This is a genomic window from Candidatus Clostridium stratigraminis, from assembly GCF_045310675.1.
In the GTDB taxonomy this organism is placed as follows: Bacteria; Bacillota; Clostridia; order Clostridiales; family Clostridiaceae; genus Clostridium_AT; species Clostridium_AT stratigraminis.
In genome coordinates, this window is record NZ_JBJHZZ010000020.1 from 12,978 (window position 1) to 26,309 (window position 13,332).

Here is a 13,332-nt window from a genome sequence, read left to right on the forward strand (position 1 = left end):
TTACAATCTAATTTCTACACTTTTATTTAGTGTTATATAATTTACTCCAAGCTCACAATTATAGGCAAAAATATCTACTCCATTTTTTGCGGCAAGCCTCAATGCTTCACCAAAAGCCCCATCTCTTTCATCAAATGGAGTAAAATATCCTGCCTTCTCCATCTGAATTAAAAAGAGAACACCAGCTCCATAACCCAATTTGGATGCCTCAACAAGCTCTAGAAGATGCTTTCTTCCTCTATCAGTAGGTGCATCAGGAAAAGCTGTTCCCCCATTGTCTTCATAGGTTACACCTTTTACCTCAAGATAATATTCAGCTCCTAAACTATCTTGTAGTTTAAAATCAAATCTACTGTTTCCAAAGGTGCTTTCTCTTTTAATGTTTTTATACTTTTTTAGAGCTTCAATTCTTCCTAATTTTAATGCCTCATCTACAACCTTGTTTGGTATTTGAGAATCGATATTTATTAAAGCCCCATTTTTATATCCCGCAATTAAATCATATTTTGTTTTTCTATTAGGATTACTTTCTTCTCTTAGAACAACTGTATATCCTGGTACTAGTATTTCTTTATTTCTTCCTGTATTGGGCACATGTACTATAATTTCAGCACCATCAAGCTTAACTACAGCATTAAACCTGTTTGGCCTTTCTATAAATTTAGCCAGTCTTGTAGTATTGGTAATCAACAATAATATCATCTCCAAGATAATAAGTTATTCATATGCTTATTATTCTTTTAAACATAGTTTACATTTCTTTTATTAATTTTAACGTTAATATATGTTATGTATATATTAACATTAAAACTAAATGGCATCCATATGAGTTATTACTTATTTAAGAAAATAAGTAATAACTCATATGGATGCCACTTTAACTTACTAAATTATTCAGTAGTAAATGGTAATAAAGCTATATTTCTAGCAACCTTAATAGCTTGAGTAAGCTTTCTTTGGTGCTTAGCGCAGTTACCGGAAATTCTTCTTGGAAGAATCTTACCTCTTTCAGTAACATACTTTCTTAGCTTCATAACATCTTTATAATCTATTTCAGTAGCTTTATCAGAACAGAAAGCACAAACTTTTTTCTTTGCCCTTCTCATTCTTGAACCACCTTTTTTACCGAAATCTTTACTATCTCTAGCATTATCTCTTGGCATCATTTTCCCTCCTTACCTAATAATTTTAGAATGGAATGTCACCATCATCAACTGGCGTCATTTCATCTTCATAAATGGATCCTTCAAAATCCATTGCGGAATAACTAGAATTTCCTGTAGAAGCTGCTGGTCTATTTTGATTAGAACCATTGTTTACATTTCCTCTGTCTAGAAATTGAACTTCATCAGCTACCACTTCTGTAACATATCTCCTAGTACCGTCCTTTGCTTCATAGGACCTAGTTTGGATTCTACCACTAACGCCCATGAGTCTTCCTTTACCCATGTAATTAGCAGTATTTTCTGCAGATTTTCCCCATACAATAACTGGTATGAAGTCTGCTTCTCTTTGACCATTTTTGTTAGGCATTCTCCTATCAACAGCCAAAGTCAAGGTGGCAACAGCAGTTCCGTTTCCTGGAGTAAATTTTAGTTCAGGATCCTTAGTAAGTCTACCAATCAAAACTACTTTATTCATTTAATACACCACCTATTTTTCATCCTTAACTATGATATGTCTTATAACATTATCAGAAATTCTAAATATTCTATCTAACTCTTTAGGTAAGTCAGCTTCAGCGCTGAAATTTACTAGTGTATAGAAGCCTTCATTAACTTTTGCTATTTCATAAGCAAGCTTTCTCTTGCCCCAGAAATCAACGTTATCAATAACTCCTCCACCATTTTCAATTACACCTTTAAACTTTTCAACGTTAGCTTTAACAGCCTCTTCGTCTAATGATGGGTGTAGTATGAATATAGTTTCATATTTTCTCATTAGATTTCACCTCCTCCCTCCGGACTAACGGCTGTGATTTTCACAGCAGGGATTACAAAATATAATTATAATACTAATTCAATTTTAAATCAAGCCTTTTCTTCTTTAGGTACATTTTGTTTGACAATTTTTTTTACATCCTTTTCAAATTTGCTTCTTTCCATCATAATGAGTCTATTACATAGACAGCATTTAATCTTAATATCTGCACCTAGCCTTACTATTTCCCATTCTTTACTACCACAAGGATGTACCTTCTTCATTTCCACTATATCTCCAAGATAGAATACTTTTTGCACTTGAATTCATCCTTTCATTATCTTTCTCTTAGGGTATGGAGCCTCAATTTTACCTTTTTCTAGTGCCAATTTTATTTCCTTTCTAAGCTCCATTTCTGCATCCCACTGTGTCATAGGTATGGCTTTTCCCACTACCTTTATTGTAAGGCTACTTTCCTTCAATGCCGAAACTCCCAGAACCTTTGGTCCCTCAATCAAATTCTCATTTTTTAATTTAAAATTCTCACAAGCTGCATTCACAATTTCTATAGCCTTCTCTGTATCTGCATCATAAGGTATATCCACTTCTATGAGTATTCTCATAGCCCCCCTTGAATGGTTAGTAACCTTCATAATTAGTCCATTGGGTATTATATGCAAATCTCCATTAAAATCCCTAAGCTTCGTAACTCTAAGCTCTATGCTTTCCACTATGCCGCCTTTTTCATCAATATTAATATATTCCCCAACTGCATATTGATCCTCGAATAATATAAAGAAACCATTAATTATATCTTTTATAATACTTTGAGCTCCAAATCCTATTGCGACTCCGCCAATACCAGCAAAAGTTAAACTTATAGGTCCAAAAACTTCAGTTAAAATTCCAACTATCCCAAAAAAATACGCTGTATATCTTAAAATACTTTTTAAAATAGCTTCAAGAGTCATACTTCTCTTTTCATTAAGTGTAAATTTAGAGTTACTCTTCCTTTGCCTATACATAAATTTATGAATTATAGTACTTCCTATATTAATTATTAAATAAGTTAGTATTAAGATAAATAAAATTGTCGCAATTTTAATGGCTAAAAAAGTAAGTTTATCTGTACTGATATAAAACCTTCCTATATTAATACCTTCTTCTAACGTTCCAAAATTTATTGGGAATAAATTAATCAATATATTATCACCTTATTTCCTTAAAACTATTGCCTTCCTTTAGAATGGTACTTTTTATTTTAATTTTATTTTCAGCTTCAAGTATTTTAATTCTTTCAATTTCATCTTCTTCAACCCTTAAACTTATTCCACAACTCTTTGTTATAAAGGTTGGAGTTGGCATGACAATAGCTTTTATTTTGCTTTCCTTTAAAGTGCTCTCTCCGCTAATTGCATTATGTGTATTTTCAAACGTGAGAATATAGTATTTATCCATCTTTAATCCTTCCAATAATAACATTTTATTTTAAATTCCTATAATTTAATTGTATTAGATGCTCCATTCATTTTTTCTATTATATTATACATATTAGTTATTTCTCCTACCTGTAACTTTTCCTTTAAATTATAAAAATCTAAACAAATTCCGCAACTAGCTATATTTATTCCTCTTTTACTTAACTTTAATAGACTATCAAGCACCTCTGAACCATCAGCTGCAAGTTTAACTCCGCTGTTTAAGAAAAATATATCAGCAGGAAGCGCATCTGCTTCAGCTAGTGCATAAAGATAGCTTTTCATTAAAGTAGAGCCTAAGCTATCATCTCCTTGGCCTAATTTATCACTTGTAATTACTATAACCAAATTATTTCCTTCTACCTTCTTAAGTTCAATTGATCTCACCTTTTCTATTTTAATGAAGTATAAACCTTCTTTTTCTTCCACTGTATACTTAAAATTATTACTTTCTGAGAACTTTGATATATTCTTTTTTGCTACTTCATTATCTACTATTACTTGTACATCTCCGCTTTCAATAGCATCAAAATATTTTTTAGTATTAATTACTGGCTGAGGACATTTTAATCCTCTGCAATCTATGATTTCCATTTAATCTACCCCTTTGCTTTAATATTATTGCACACAATCCAAGCATTTTAGTTTATAATTAAAAGTAATTTATGCAATGACTATGTAATGATTCATTATCAATATATATTATACCAAAATTAATTAACATAAATATAAGTTTAATTATGAATTCACAATTTATTTTTCATATATAAAAACCAATTTGTTAATAATTTTTTTATGAAGTATAATATATTAGCATAATAATTAATAATTGTTATTTGCAGCATAGAAATAGGAGGAGTATTTTTTATGAGACTATATTTAGACAATGCAGCTACAAGTTATCCTAAACCTCCAAAGGTTTATTCTGCCGTTTTAGATTACATGATGAATATAGGAGCAAATCCAGGGAGGGGCGGTCACACTAGCTCCTTAGAAGGAAGTAGAGTAGTTTATAAATGCAGAGAAGTACTTATGAACTTTTTTAAATTTGATAAACCTGAAAATGTAATATTCACTTCTAATATTACTGCGTCTCTCAATATTTTGCTTAAGAGCATTATTAAAAATGGGTGGCATGTTATTACAACCTCCATGGAACATAATTCAGTTTTAAGACCAATTACAAGTATCAGTAAAGATAAAAATATAGAATTAGATATTTTACCTTGCTCTAAGGAAGGTATATTGGATCTTAATTTATTTAAATCTAAAATAAAAAATAATACTAAATTAGTTGTGATATCTCATGCTTCAAATGTTGTAGGATCAATTCAGCCCATAGAAGATATTGGTAGAATATGCAAAGAAAATGACATATACTTAATTATAGATAGTGCTCAGACTGCTGGAGTTATTCCAATTGATTTTTATTCTTTAAATTGCAGTGCCTTGGCATTTACAGGTCATAAAAGTCTCTTAGGTCCTCAAGGTGTAGGGGGTTTTCTAATAAGTGATAAATTGAATAGTGAAGCTTCTACTTTTTTGGAGGGTGGTACTGGAAGCTTATCTGAGAGTTTGATTCAACCTGATTTTCTTCCTGATAAATTTGAAAGTGGGACCTTAAATGCTCCTGCAATTGCTGGGCTGCTTAATGGTATTGAGTATATTAACAATAAAGGCATATTATATATAAAAAGTCAGGAACAAGAGCTAACTAAATTGTTTATTGAAGGCCTTAATAATATTAATAGTATTGTTGTTTATGGTACTAATAGTATAGATAATATGACTGCCGCTATTTCAATTAATTCAACTCTCATTAATAATGCAGAGCTTTCATATATTTTAGACAATGAGTTTGGAATTATGACTAGAACAGGTCTTCATTGTGCTCCCCTAGCTCATAAGACTATCGGCACTTTCCCACAGGGAACTTTAAGATTCAGTTTTGGTGCTTTTAATGATTCGAAAGACGTAGATTATACACTAACCAGCTTAAATAAAATTATTGAAAGGATGTGACATGTTGGACAAATTTTTAGAAAAGATTGATAGACTACTAATTTTTGTAGTTATCTATACAGCTGTATTCTTGATTTTTTTTAAAACTTTGCCTTATATACTACCCTTTGTACTAGCGTTTATTTTTTCGTTGATTCTTCAAAAGCCTACTAAATACCTAATAGCTAAATTAAAATTGAAAAATGTTCTTGCCTCTATAATAACTACATTTTTCTTTTTCGCTATAATTTTGTCTATTTTATCTTTAATCATGACTTCACTAATATCCGAATTAATACAACTTGGAAGAAATACTCAACAGTATTTTATTGATACTTCTTCCTTAACTAATATATTAAATTATATTAAAGACTATTATAATAGACTTGATCCATCTTTAGTAAATGGTATTCAATCCTATTTGACTAGTTTTATTGCAAAAATATCTTCAATATTAACTTCTTTGGTTAGCGGAACTGTTACTTGGCTTTTAAATCTTATTGCTTCTATACCTTCTATTATTATGGTAATACTTTTCACTTTCTTATCTACATATTTCTTTACTAAGGAATTATCTTCTGCAAAAACGAAAGTAAAAGAATTTATTCCTTTCGCCAGTTCTGATAAATTGTTATCTGTATTTAAGGAAGGAAAGAAAATGCTTGGAAATTATCTTATTTCTTACAGCATTATAATCTTTATAACTTTTATTGAAACTTTAATTGGTTTCCTATTCTTTAAAGTTAAATATGCTTTACTATTAAGTATTATTTGTGCCATAGCTGACATACTCCCTATCTTAGGAATTGGAATTATTTATTTGCCTGTAGCCGTAATATATTATTTTTCAAATCAATATGTTATAGCCATAGGAATTTTAATTCTATATATACTCGTATCTATTATCAGACAAATTATAGAGCCTAAAATTGTTTCATCCTCTTTAGGTATACATCCTGTTCCTATACTTGCAGCTATATTTATTGGCTTAAAGATTAACGGTATAGCTGGAATGTTCTTTTTCATATTTTTAGTTGTATTTTACACTATATTTAAGAAAGTTAATGTTTTATAATTATTTTACAAATTATGTATAATCAACCTCCTTTATGGGTAAAATTTCATAGAGGAGGTTTTTAATATGAAAAATATAGTCAGTATAGATTCTAGAGAAGCTTGTTCCATCATTAAGTTTAGAGATACTTTATGTAATGAGCTATATCCAATAATCAAAGAAGAAAGACCTATTATTTTTTTATGCATTGGAACAGACAGATCAACAGGTGATAGTTTAGGACCTCTTGTTGGAGATAAGTTAAAATTTATGATAAGAGAAAATATATTTGTCTATGGTAATTTAGAGAGCCCTGTTCATGCCAAAAACCTTTGTGGGATAATCGAAGAAATTAAATTGAAACATATTAATCCCTATATTGTAGCTATCGATGCTTGTCTTGGTAGCTTACAAAACATAGGTAAGATTTTTATAGAAAAAAAGCCCCTGACTCCAGGTGCTGCTATGAATAAAGATCTTCCTGCTGTTGGTGACTTAAGTGTCACTGGCATTGTAAATATGTCAGGCACCTTAGAATTTATGGTGCTTCAAAATACTAGATTATATACCGTTATGATGCTTGCAGATATAATTTCAAAAGGTATTTATCATTTTGTACTTAAATCTGTAGGCGGCCGAAAGCTTGAAAGTGTAAATAATCAATTTGAGAATATGTAACTTCAGTTATAATTTTTAATAAAACAATGAGCTATATACTCTATTATTTAATATATACTCAATTTGATCTATTGTTTTACTACCATAGTCAATTATTAAAGTACCTTCCCTTCTAGTATTACTTTGAAAGTTCAAATTTGTTAATCCACCATTTTTAAGATTACATATTATAACATCACATGGCAGGCTATTATTACTTATTACATTATACCCTTTTTTTAATAATTGTGTTTTTATATCATCTAATTCAACACTTACATATATGACCATAAAAAAGCCTCCTTTTAGGATTATATTTTTCCCAAAAGAAGGCTTTTTATACCTTTATTATATATTAAAACTGATTATTATTTTTACTTACTTTTTTTATTTATTATTTTTCCATAGCTTCTTTTAATACATACTGTTCTTCTTCAGACAAGTCATATCTTGATATGCCTTTATCTATTGGTTTTGCATAAGTAGTACTTTCATGTCTTCCATAAAGTCCAGATATAATTATTCCATTATCATAATCATTTAATAAAGCAATAGAAAAGCTTAAATCGCTTCCAACATCCTCAAATGCCCTATATCTAATTATTGCAGACTTCTGTACACATCCTTTAACTCTCTCGTCTAATTCTTTATAACTCTGCTTTAAATTTTGTGAATCATCCTTTACTTCATCAATTTTATCTAAATAATCAATTATCATTTCTTCTAGATTCTTATTATTTACACCACGCATAAGCTTCCTATATTTTTTTTCTATATTATTTAATGACTTAAACAATATAATTACTGAGATTATTAATATAACTGTTAAAGTAGTTAAACCTAATATAATATAGGGTTGAAAATCTTTTAAAATAGAATTAATTGTATCCATTCTCTACCTCTCCATTTAATTGTTTCACGTGAAACATTATCCTAATCTTAATATGTCTAATATTCTCTCTAAATCATCCTCGGAATAGTATTCTATTTCGATTTTACCTTTATTTTTTTTATTAATAAGCTGGACTTTTGTTCCAAAGTACTCTTGCAATTTATCCTTTATATCCAAATAAAATATATTTTCATTATTTTCTTTAACTTTTTTTTGTTTTACATTATTAAGATCTTTAATTAATTTTTCGATATCCCTTACATTTAAACCTTCGTCTATGATATTCTTGGCTAAATTATACTGAATGTCCTTATTTGATACAGCTAGTAAAGCACGTCCATGACCTTCGCTTAATATTCCTTCAATTAAATATTCTTGTACTCTTGGGTCCAAATTCATAAGTCTTAGACAGTTTGTTACTGCAGTTCGTGATTTTCCTACCCGTTTGCTTAGCTCTTCTTGAGTTAAAGAAAATTCATCAATCAGTCTTTTATATGCCACAGCTTCTTCTATTGGATTCAAATCTTCTCTTTGAATATTTTCAATAAGAGAGATTTCTAATATCTCTTTATCTGTAATATCCATTACTACTGCCGGTATTTCTCTTACCCCAGCTGCTTTAGCAGCCCTCCACCTTCTTTCACCGGCAATAATTATGTATGCATTTTCTTCCTTTTTTAAAACTACTGGTTGAACAATTCCGTGCTCCCTTATTGACTCAGCTAATTGCTCAATTTTTTCAGCGTCAAAATTTTTACGTGGTTGCTTTTCATTTGGCTTAATCATATTTATAGGAATTAAATTAACATGATTTTTCTCATCAGCTTCTTCTGGAATTAAAGCACCTAGACCCTTCCCTAATCCAAATTTTTTATTCAAAATATCACTCCCTTTGACGACTTAGAAATTCTTTAGCCAAATTTTCGTAGCTTTCAGCACCCTTACAATTATCGTCATAAAGAGCAATGGGTAGTCCAAAGCTTGGACTTTCAGCTAATCTAATATTTCTAGGAATAGTTGAATTATAAACTTTATCTTTAAAATACTTTTGAACTTCGGTTACTACTTCATTAGAAAGGTTTGTCCTTCCATCGAACATAGTTAAAACTACACCTTCAATTTCAAGATTCTTATTTAAAGATTTTTTAACTAATTGGACGGTATTTATTAACTGTCCAACTCCCTCTAGAGCATAGAATTCACATTGAATTGGTATAAAAACTGAGTCAGCAGCTGAGAGGGCATTTATACTTAAAAAACCTAAAGAAGGCGGGCAGTCGATAAATACAAAATCAAAATTTCCTTTAATTTCGGCAATTTTCTCTTTTAAAATATTTTCTCTGCTCTCTTTTGTAATTAATTCTACTTCAGCACCAGCAAGTTCCATTGTAGAAGGAGCAAGGTAAAAGTTGTTTACTATTTCGCATTCTCTAATAACATCCTTAAGGCTTGTATCTGAAGTTAGTATATCGTAAACAGATTTCTCAATTTTACGTTTATCGAAACCAAGACCGCTAGTTGTATTTCCTTGAGGATCCAAATCTATTGCTAACACCTTATAACCCTCTAGGGCAAGATAGGAACATAAATTAATATTTGTTGTAGTTTTTCCAACTCCACCTTTTTGATTAAATATACAAATAGTCTTCAAGTTATCACCTCCAAGTAAATTGTCATAATAACATTATATATTCTATCGAAAAATAATAAAAGACCAAATGAAAAATAAATAGTTTAAATAAAAAAACATCCTAATAAAAATTAGGATGTTTCACGTGAAACAATATTACTTTTTAGGAATTTTAACAGTTATTTCAATACAATCATCTAATTCTTTAGACCCATATAAAGCTTCAATTCCAGCTTTTTCAAATACTTGCTTTACAGTGTTTATATATAATTTGGGAGAGAAAACTCCTCTAATTCGTTTTTTAACATCATCTGCAACTTCAACACTTGATAATTTTAAAAGCTCCTGTTCGATAAGCTGTTCGGTTTTCATAACATTTAAATTTTTCGTTATCACAATGTTTAAAACCTTCTTTTGTAATTCAATAGTAGGTAATTTAAGCAATGCTCTAGCATGTCTCTCAGTTAAACTATTCTCTAAAAGGATATTTCTTGTTTCATCATCCAATTTTAAAATTCTTAATTTATTAGCAATAGTAGATTGCTTCTTACCTATTACTTCAGCTAACTGTTCCTGTGTATAAGAATGATCCTTAATTAAATTAAAATATGCTTCTGCCTCTTCAACAAAATTTAAGTCTTCTCTCTGTAAATTTTCAAGAAGTGCAATTGCAGAGGAATCCTTATCTGTAATATCAATTATTATTGCAGGTACTTCCGACAATCCAAGTTTTTTTGCAGCTCTTAATCTTCTTTCTCCAGCAACTAACTCATAATTATTGCTTCCTAATCTTCTAATTGAAATAGGTTGAATAATGCCATAAATTTTAATAGATTGCGCTAATTCCTCTATGCTTTCATCGTTAAAATGCTTACGCGGTTGATATATATTAGGTGAAATAAGTTCGGGAGATATATAAGATATATTATTTTCCATTGTACCCACATCCCTTTAAAATATTTCCTTATATTAACAAATTCTTTGTAATCGCTAAAAATCCTTCTTTTTTCTCAAATTTTCGTTTGACATTTTTTTACTTTTTATACTACTTTAATGGTTTTTTTGCAACTACTCCAGCCTTCCTGGGATATTCTTTAGCCGTATGATTTATTTTATTTACTACAACCAAATTATGATTTAAGTCAGTTCCTTCTACCGTAACTGGTATAATACTTTCTATTTGTCCACCTAATACTTTAATTGCTTTGCCTGCCTCATTGATTTCCTCTTCAACTGCAGGTCCTTTTAATGCTATAAAATAACCATTCTTTTTAATAAATGGTATACACAGCTCACTTAATACTGATAAATTTGCGACTGCTCTTGAAACAGCAGCATCAAAGCTTTCTCGATAATTATTTTCTCTGGCGAAATCTTCAGCTCTTCCATGTACTGCAGTTATACCATCAAGGTTTAAATGGCTTATAACCTCATTTAAAAAATTAATTCTTTTATTTAAAGAATCTAAAAGTACTATTTCCATTTCAGGTATTAGTATTTTCATGGGGATACCAGGAAATCCCGCCCCAGTACCAACATCAATAATCCTTTTAAAGCTTTTTAGCTTTGAAAATCTAAATATTTTTAATGAATCTATAAAATGCTTTTTAATAATACCCTCATCATCTGTGATGGCAGTCAAATTGACTTTTTCATTCCATTCCTTAAGCATATCTTTATATTTAATTAATTTATTATATTTATTCTCATCAAATGCTAAACCCTCATTAAAACAGGCCTCGTTTAACATATCAAAAAACTCCATTATTGTTCTCCGTCCTTTTGTTTTTGTTTTGCATAAACCTGCTCAAGATAGATAAGTAATACTGAAATATCAGCAGGGGAAACACCTGATATTCTAGAAGCCTGACCTATACTTATAGGCCGTATTTTACTAAGTTTTTGCCTTGCCTCTGTTCTAAGTCCATAAACCTCCTCATAGTTAACATCTTGTGGAAGTAGCTTACTCTCAAGTTTTTTAAATTGTTCCACTTGATCAAGTTGTTTTTGAATGTAACCTTCATATTTTGCTGTAATATTAACTTCTTCTTGTACATCAGAACTTAATTGAGGTCTATTAACATCAAGAGGTTCTAAAATAAAGTAATCTAATTCAGGCCTTTTAATTAGCTCATATAAACTTACAGGCTTCTTCAATTCTGAAGAATTAATTGAATTTAAGAATTCATTAACTTCTGTTTTGTTAGTTATCTGTAATCCTTTGATTCTTAATAATTCATCATTAATTGCATTCTTACGTTCAATATAATGATTGTATCTCTCTTCAGTAACTAAACCTACCCTATATCCAATTTCAGTAAGTCTTAAATCAGCATTGTCTTGCCTTAAAAGGAGTCTATATTCCGAGCGAGAAGTCATCATTCTGTATGGTTCAGAAGTACCCTTAGTAATTAAATCATCAATTAGGACTCCAATATATCCATCACTTCTTTTTAAAATTAAAGGCTCCTTCTCTTGAACCTTAAGGGCTGCATTTATACCAGCTATTATACCTTGGGCAGCAGCCTCTTCATAGCCCGAACTTCCGTTCATTTGTCCACAACTAAAAAATCCATTAATATTCTTTAATTCCAAACTTGGCTTTAATTCAGTAGGATCAATACAATCATATTCAATTGCATATCCTGTTCTCATTATTTCAACTTTCTCAAGCCCTTCAATAGTTCTTAACATTTTAAGCTGAACATCTTCAGGAAGTGATGTTGACATACCTTGAACATACATTTCTTCAGTGTCTTCACCTTCAGGCTCTAAGAATACTTGATGATGAGTCTTCTCTGGAAATCTCATAACTTTATCTTCAATTGAAGGACAATACCTAGGACCTACCCCTTCTATAGAACCGTTATACATTGGGGATCTATCAATATTTTCTCTAATCACGTTATGTGTACCATCATTAGTATAAGTTAGATAGCAAGATAACTGATCTCTATCAATATTTTCGTGTAAAAATGAAAAAGGTACAACTTTTTTATCTCCTGGTTGTTCAGTCATTTTTGAAAAATCTACTGATCTTTTATTAACTCTTACAGGTGTACCTGTTTTAAATCTTCTAAGGCTTATATCAAGTTTGTTAATGGATTCAGAAAGTTCATTAGCTGGAAATAGCCCATTTGGTCCACTGCTGTAGCTTATATCTCCAATTATAACCCTGCTATTTAAATAAGTCCCCGTTGCAAGTACTAAAACCTTTGTAGGGAAGAATGCTCCATTCTTAGTTAATACACCTTTAACAATCCCATCTTCTACTTCTATATGAACTACTTCAAGTTGCTTTAAATATAAATTTTCTTGTTTTTCAAGTACAAATTTCATTCTTGCCTGATACTTATTTCTATCAGCTTGAACTCTAAGTGAATGAACAGCAGGTCCCTTAGAGGTATTAAGCATTCTAGATTGTATAAAACTATTATCAATATTAATGCCCATCTCTCCGCCTAATGCATCTACTTCACGGACTAAATGTCCTTTTGAAGTACCTCCAATATTAGGATTGCAAGGCATAAGTGCCACACTATCTAAATTCATAGCCAAAACCAAGGTTTTACAACCCATCCTTGAAGCTGCTAGGCCCGCTTCACACCCAGCATGGCCTGCTCCAATAACTACTACATCGTACTCTTCTGCAATATATCTCATAATTTTAATGCATTCCTCCTATGTTAAGTGGCATTTA

At 30.4% G+C, this 13,332-nt stretch carries 17 protein-coding genes and 1 pseudogene; 3 read left to right on the forward strand and 15 right to left on the reverse strand.

From position 1 onward, the window contains the following. The 8 genes and pseudogenes from sfsA to yedF form a co-directional block, all read right to left on the reverse strand. Positions 1-693 (reverse strand): DNA/RNA nuclease SfsA, encoded by a 693-nt coding sequence (sfsA, locus tag ACJDUG_RS16475; protein WP_406770962.1) that lies wholly within the window; start codon positions 691-693, stop codon positions 1-3. A 197-nt stretch (positions 694-890) separates the two neighbouring features. Beyond that, complete coding sequence (gene rpsR, locus ACJDUG_RS16480; RefSeq protein ID WP_406766868.1) at positions 891-1,163, reverse strand: 30S ribosomal protein S18; 273 nt, start codon at positions 1,161-1,163, stop codon at positions 891-893. Positions 1,164-1,301: 138 nt separating this feature from the next. Next, positions 1,302-1,641, reverse strand: a pseudogene (locus ACJDUG_RS16485) (single-stranded DNA-binding protein); the annotation flags it as partial. Between the two features lie 12 nt (positions 1,642-1,653). After that, on the reverse strand, positions 1,654-1,941 hold the full coding sequence (rpsF, locus tag ACJDUG_RS16490) for a 30S ribosomal protein S6 (protein ID WP_406770963.1): 288 nt from the start codon (positions 1,939-1,941) through the stop codon (positions 1,654-1,656). Positions 1,942-2,030: 89 nt separating this feature from the next. Then, positions 2,031-2,240, reverse strand: coding sequence for a DUF951 domain-containing protein (locus tag ACJDUG_RS16495; RefSeq protein WP_406770964.1), 210 nt, complete (start codon positions 2,238-2,240; stop codon positions 2,031-2,033). 6 nt (positions 2,241-2,246) lie between these two features. Then, positions 2,247-3,122, reverse strand: coding sequence for a mechanosensitive ion channel family protein (locus ACJDUG_RS16500; protein WP_406770965.1), 876 nt, complete (start codon positions 3,120-3,122; stop codon positions 2,247-2,249). Between the two features lie 7 nt (positions 3,123-3,129). Beyond that, a complete protein-coding gene (locus tag ACJDUG_RS16505) occupies positions 3,130-3,378 on the reverse strand; it encodes a putative Se/S carrier protein (RefSeq protein WP_406770966.1) in 249 nt (82 codons plus the stop codon). Positions 3,379-3,416: 38 nt separating this feature from the next. Continuing rightward, positions 3,417-3,992 carry a sulfurtransferase-like selenium metabolism protein YedF gene (gene yedF / locus ACJDUG_RS16510; RefSeq protein ID WP_406770967.1) on the reverse strand — a complete coding sequence of 192 codons (576 nt, stop codon included), beginning with the start codon at positions 3,990-3,992 and terminating at the stop codon, positions 3,417-3,419. Positions 3,993-4,265: 273 nt separating this feature from the next. On the opposite strand from yedF, the gene ACJDUG_RS16515 reads away from it, so the two are divergent. The 3 genes from ACJDUG_RS16515 to yyaC all read left to right on the forward strand — a co-directional run bounded on the left by ACJDUG_RS16515 (position 4,266) and on the right by yyaC (position 7,131). Next, complete coding sequence (locus ACJDUG_RS16515) at positions 4,266-5,420, forward strand: aminotransferase class V-fold PLP-dependent enzyme (protein ID WP_406770968.1); 1,155 nt, start codon at positions 4,266-4,268, stop codon at positions 5,418-5,420. A 4-nt stretch (positions 5,421-5,424) separates the two neighbouring features. Next, positions 5,425-6,474, forward strand: a complete 1,050-nt coding sequence (ytvI, locus tag ACJDUG_RS16520) for a sporulation integral membrane protein YtvI (protein ID WP_406770989.1) — start codon at positions 5,425-5,427, stop codon at positions 6,472-6,474. A 66-nt stretch (positions 6,475-6,540) separates the two neighbouring features. Next, positions 6,541-7,131, forward strand: coding sequence for a spore protease YyaC (yyaC, locus tag ACJDUG_RS16525; RefSeq protein ID WP_406770969.1), 591 nt, complete (start codon positions 6,541-6,543; stop codon positions 7,129-7,131). Positions 7,132-7,146: 15 nt separating this feature from the next. On the opposite strand, the gene ACJDUG_RS16530 is transcribed toward yyaC, so the two are convergent. The 7 genes from ACJDUG_RS16530 to mnmG all read right to left on the reverse strand — a co-directional run bounded on the left by ACJDUG_RS16530 (position 7,147) and on the right by mnmG (position 13,295). Further along, positions 7,147-7,401 (reverse strand): YkuS family protein, encoded by a 255-nt coding sequence (locus ACJDUG_RS16530; protein ID WP_406770970.1) that lies wholly within the window; start codon positions 7,399-7,401, stop codon positions 7,147-7,149. 103 nt (positions 7,402-7,504) lie between these two features. Next, on the reverse strand, positions 7,505-8,002 hold the full coding sequence (locus ACJDUG_RS16535; RefSeq protein WP_406770971.1) for a DUF4446 family protein: 498 nt from the start codon (positions 8,000-8,002) through the stop codon (positions 7,505-7,507). A gap of 36 nt (positions 8,003-8,038) precedes the next feature. Continuing rightward, a complete protein-coding gene (locus ACJDUG_RS16540; protein ID WP_406770972.1) occupies positions 8,039-8,881 on the reverse strand; it encodes a ParB/RepB/Spo0J family partition protein in 843 nt (280 codons plus the stop codon). A 4-nt stretch (positions 8,882-8,885) separates the two neighbouring features. Then, entirely contained in the window at positions 8,886-9,653 is a 768-nt protein-coding gene (locus ACJDUG_RS16545) for a ParA family protein (protein ID WP_406770973.1), read from the reverse strand. 135 nt (positions 9,654-9,788) lie between these two features. Further along, positions 9,789-10,568: a ParB/RepB/Spo0J family partition protein gene (locus tag ACJDUG_RS16550; protein WP_406770974.1), complete on the reverse strand. Its 780-nt coding sequence runs from the start codon at positions 10,566-10,568 to the stop codon at positions 9,789-9,791. Positions 10,569-10,677: 109 nt separating this feature from the next. Further along, complete coding sequence (rsmG, locus tag ACJDUG_RS16555; protein ID WP_406770975.1) at positions 10,678-11,397, reverse strand: 16S rRNA (guanine(527)-N(7))-methyltransferase RsmG; 720 nt, start codon at positions 11,395-11,397, stop codon at positions 10,678-10,680. Beyond that, entirely contained in the window at positions 11,397-13,295 is a 1,899-nt protein-coding gene (mnmG, locus tag ACJDUG_RS16560) for a tRNA uridine-5-carboxymethylaminomethyl(34) synthesis enzyme MnmG (protein WP_406770976.1), read from the reverse strand. Before mnmG ends, rsmG begins: the two co-directional genes overlap by 1 nt. Between the last annotated feature and the right edge of the window lie 37 nt (positions 13,296-13,332).